Source organism: Ferruginibacter sp. (genome assembly GCF_014377975.1).
Classification (GTDB): domain Bacteria; phylum Bacteroidota; class Bacteroidia; order Chitinophagales; family Chitinophagaceae; genus Ferruginibacter.
Genome location: NZ_JACMOO010000066.1, coordinates 1 through 4266 on the forward strand (window position 1 = coordinate 1; position 4266 = coordinate 4266).

Consider the following 4266-nt stretch of genomic DNA (forward strand, 5'->3'; position numbering starts at 1 on the left):
AAAACATTATTACGCTTTTTCATCTGCTTAGTTCTTGCGAATTGTATAACTATTTTAGCACATGCTCAAAACAAGGATTCCCTGGCAAGAGTGTATAACAATGAAACCATCCAAACCTATGGGAGGTTTTTTATAAAAGGAAGTAAGCGATTAACATTTGGAGAACTCAAAAATGAGTTTAGTTCCGGCATCACCAAAGATCTTTATAAAAAAGCAAAAGGACAGCGTGCATTAGGTGGCTTGTGTACAGTAACGGCTGTTGCAGCGCTGGTAACTGGTGCCGTATTAAAAAAGCAGGATAAAAACGGAGCACTGCCATTTACCATTCTTGGTGTGGCATTAAATTTAGGAGGTTTTAATTTTAGAAATCATTCTACCCAATTATTAGACAGAGCTATCTGGCAGCGAAATAAGGAAGTACTATTTGGCGTAATTGCGTAACGGATCGTATATTCAGCTTTGAATAACAGTAGCGAATAAACGTAATTATTAATCTGCAATTTTTATTGTTGGATCTTTTATGTATCAAATTTTTAAATATGATAAAATATTATTTTCCTGCTGTTGCAGTTGCTTTAATTTTTAATTGTATGTTTCTGGATGCGCAGGTAAAACAAACAGATGATACTGGTTTAATAGTGGCCACCCAATCGGGTAAAGTAAAGGGCAGCCAGGTAAATGGAGTGTTTGTATTTAAAAGTATTCCTTATGCTGCACCGCCAGTGGGCGAACATTATTTTGCCGCACCTGCCCCGCATCTTCTCTGGCAAGGTATAAGGGATGCTACCGGGCAAGGCCCTACAGCACCTTTTTCCAAGCCTCCGGCAGGCGACATTGATGATACACCCACTCTGGGTAAAGGATGGATAAAGGGGGAAGATTTTTTAACTGCCAATGTATGGACAGCTTCAACAGGTGATAAAAAACTGCCGATGATGGTGTACATCTACGGTGGTGCGTTTGTTATTGGTGCAAGTGATGTGCCCTTATTTAACGGAACAAGTTTTGCCAAAAAGGGGGTAGTAATGGTGTCATTTAATTACCGGCTGGGCATTGAAGGTTTTCTTAAAATTCCCGGAGTACCAACCAATATCGGCATTAGAGATCAGATAGCGGCACTGCAGTGGGTGCAGGATAATATTGATGCCTTTGGAGGCGATAAAGATAATGTAACCGTGTTTGGAGAGTCAGCTGGTGCAATAAGTGTAGCGGTATTGATGACAAGTCCCGCTGCCAAAGGATTGTTTAAGCGGTGTATTATGGAAAGCGGTTCGGGTCAGGCTGCTTTGAGTGGCGAGCAGGCAGATCGTATTGCCAGCCAATACGCGAAAACATTGAAAATTAAAAACAGCAGAGACGCATATATGCATTTTACCCCGGAGCAATTGTTAGCCGCTCAACCAAAAGTAACGCCTAAGATGTTGCACCTTGAAACTGATACACATCCTGATCCAACGGGCGGTGTGGCAATATTTTTTCCTTTTATTGATGGCGATATTATTCCTGATATGCCCTTAAAAGAAATCCGAAATAAACAAGCTGCTGACTATGATTTACTGATTGGTTACAACACCGATGAAATGAATTTCTTTTTGATACCTACCGGCTTGCTCAAAAAAATAAAATTAAATTTTATTTTAAATAAGGCTGTGCAGGCAATACATCCGGCGCCCGCTGCATTGATTGCCGTGTTTAAAAAAGAGTATCCAAAAAAGAACCTGGGCGAATTATTCTCTGCCATTCTAACATCTTACCAGGCACAGGTGCCGTCTATCCGGTTTGCCAATGCACAGGCACAATCAGGAGCAAAAATTTTTATGTACGAATTTGCCTGGCCTTCATCGGTTAAGGGAGGTATTTACGGTGCTTATCATGGACTGGAAATGCCGTTTGTTTTTAATAACCTGCAATCAAAAGGCGAAAGAGGAATGCTTGGACCGCTGGGTGGACCGCAGGAATTAGCCGATAAAATGCAGGACGCTTGGGTGAAGTTTGCAGCAACAGGAAATCCTGGCTGGAATACTTATACAACTCGTGAACGCAATACAATGCTCATCAATACAAGCTGGCAATTACAAACTAATCCACACGAAAAAGTATTGGCAGCCTGGAATGGTGTGAGAGACTATTAGGACGTCGTATTTCAGGTACGGAATGTCGGATTGTTGCGATTTGTTTACACCAGCCAATATTCAACATTCCCTATCCGGAATTAAAGCTCAATGCCAATTTTTTTCATCAGGATAGAGGCATTTAAACTTTCACAAACGCCGGTTTTTAATTTGTAATCAAAATACAATTCATTATTGCTAACCTGCGCATCAAAGTGATAATTTAAAATATTGCGGGGGAAAGTTTCTTTTAATTGAGCCAGCTCTACATCATGCGTGGCAATAATACCTGCAGCATGCTTTTTGATCAGTTGTTTCAGCAATGCTACCGAACCGGTATGGCGATCGAGGGAATTGGTACCCCGTAATATTTCATCTAATAAAATAAAAACTTTGGCACCTTCATTTACCAGGTCAATCACCGTTTTTAACTTTTTTAATTCAGCATAAAAAGTTGAGGTGCTTTCTTCCAGGTTGTCTGAGATGCGCATGCTGCTAATGATTTGTACAGGCGAAAGTGTAAAACTTTCGGCACATACTGGAGCTCCTGCCATTGCCAATACCACGTTAATACCGATGCTGCGCAGGTAAGTACTTTTGCCTGCCATATTACTGCCGGTAATAAGCATAATCTCTCCACTTTCGTTTATGAGGATATCATTGTTTACCCGTTTTGAAACGTTGATCAACGGATGGCCAATTTGCTTGCCTTGCATAAAAAAATGAGACTCTTTAAAAACAGGAAAGTACCATTCCGGATGGTTAAATGATAATGTAGCCAAGCTGCTGAGGGCTTCAAACTGCGCCAGCATATTAAACCACTGCAGGGCATGCTGGTGATATTTTTTTTTCCATTTATCAAGTGCCAGCACCTGTTGCAGATCCCACTGCAGCAAAACGTCCAGCGGAATAAATACTACAGGGTTAAGTCTGAGATCAAGCTTTTCTACAATGCCCTTTAATTCTTTTAAAGCGGAGGATGAAGCATAATTTTTTTGTAAAAACTGTTTCTGCATTCCAGTAAGTAATTCGGTTGTACAATGCAGTTTTTCTATCAGTTCAATACTACCTGCCATTACCTCCAGTTCGCTTACAATTTTAGATAAATATTGATGTATGGGCGCCACTTTTTTAGCAATAAAATATGCGATGATGGCAAACACCAACAGCGCCATGTTTCTGATTTGATAAGGTACAATACCAGCAATATTCAGGGCAAGGATGGTTAACAATATGCCAGGTAAAACAAAGCGCAACCATGCCCAGTACTTTGCAGATGAAAACCCTTTAGGTTCGTTTAACCAGTTTTGTAATCTTTGTTGTGTAGCAGTTTGTATTTTTTTTTGTTTGCCCAGGGCCTGTAATTGTTGCCGCCATTCTGTTTCAATGGCGAGCTCCTTTATTGCAGTTTGTCTTTGTTGCAAAATAGCAGTGTCTGCAGGATGTAACAACCAGTCAGCAAGCAATGCACTACCCATTTCACTGGCGGTTCGGTTGATGTATTGAAACAGGGAAGCCCTGCCAAAAATATCAAGGTCGTTGGAGTACAGGTGTTCTTTGGGGCTATGCGCCAGGCCATCTTCAAAATGATAATAATCATGAGCCAGCGCTTTTAATTCATCTTTATTGATGTTGATGAGATAGCGGGTTTTTTCTATGTTGGCTTTATTGCGGAGGTCGATCAACAATAACCGGGTAAAAAAAATCATTAAAATAATGGCTGCTGCAGCAACATATAATAAGCCGGATGGTAGTAAAATATATATGGCGGCAACCAATACCACTACTACGGCAAAACGCAACCATCCAAATAAACTTTTTTTTTGCAGCAGTTGTTGCAATTGTTTTTGTAAATCAGTTATTTTATTTTCGTAAAAATTTTGTGGAAGCATGGATACTTTTTATAAAATAGAATTACAAATGTATTGACAAGAGTTTTATAAGCACAATAAAATACTTTTAGTAAATTTGCAATAATTATTAATTACTAATTTTTAATTATTAATTAATACCGGGGCTGACCGGTTTTGACAGCATAGATCTTTGTAAGTGTAAGCATGTAGTGCGTTGGATAATTAGCACTTAAATCTGAATACCCAAAACTTCAAATGGCAATACTCAGTATGCCATGGCTGCTTAATCTATTAGATTAGCA

General features: G+C 39.6%; 3 protein-coding genes. 2 read left to right on the top strand and 1 reads right to left on the bottom strand.

All coding sequences use genetic code 11. The annotated features are described in order from the left end of the window. The coding region (locus H7254_RS04315) for a hypothetical protein (protein WP_301931816.1) at nucleotides 1-441 on the top strand (441 nt) is incomplete at its 5' end. Between the two features lie 98 nt (nucleotides 442-539). After that, nucleotides 540-2132: a carboxylesterase/lipase family protein gene (locus H7254_RS04320; RefSeq protein ID WP_301931817.1), complete on the top strand. Its 1593-nt coding sequence runs from the start codon at nucleotides 540-542 to the stop codon at nucleotides 2130-2132. An 80-nt stretch (nucleotides 2133-2212) separates the two neighbouring features. Here H7254_RS04320 and H7254_RS04325 read toward each other — a convergent pair whose 3' ends face one another. Further along, nucleotides 2213-4003 carry a MutS family DNA mismatch repair protein gene (locus tag H7254_RS04325; protein ID WP_301931818.1) on the bottom strand — a complete coding sequence of 597 codons (1791 nt, stop codon included), beginning with the start codon at nucleotides 4001-4003 and terminating at the stop codon, nucleotides 2213-2215. Nucleotides 4004-4266: the final 263 nt, after the last annotated feature.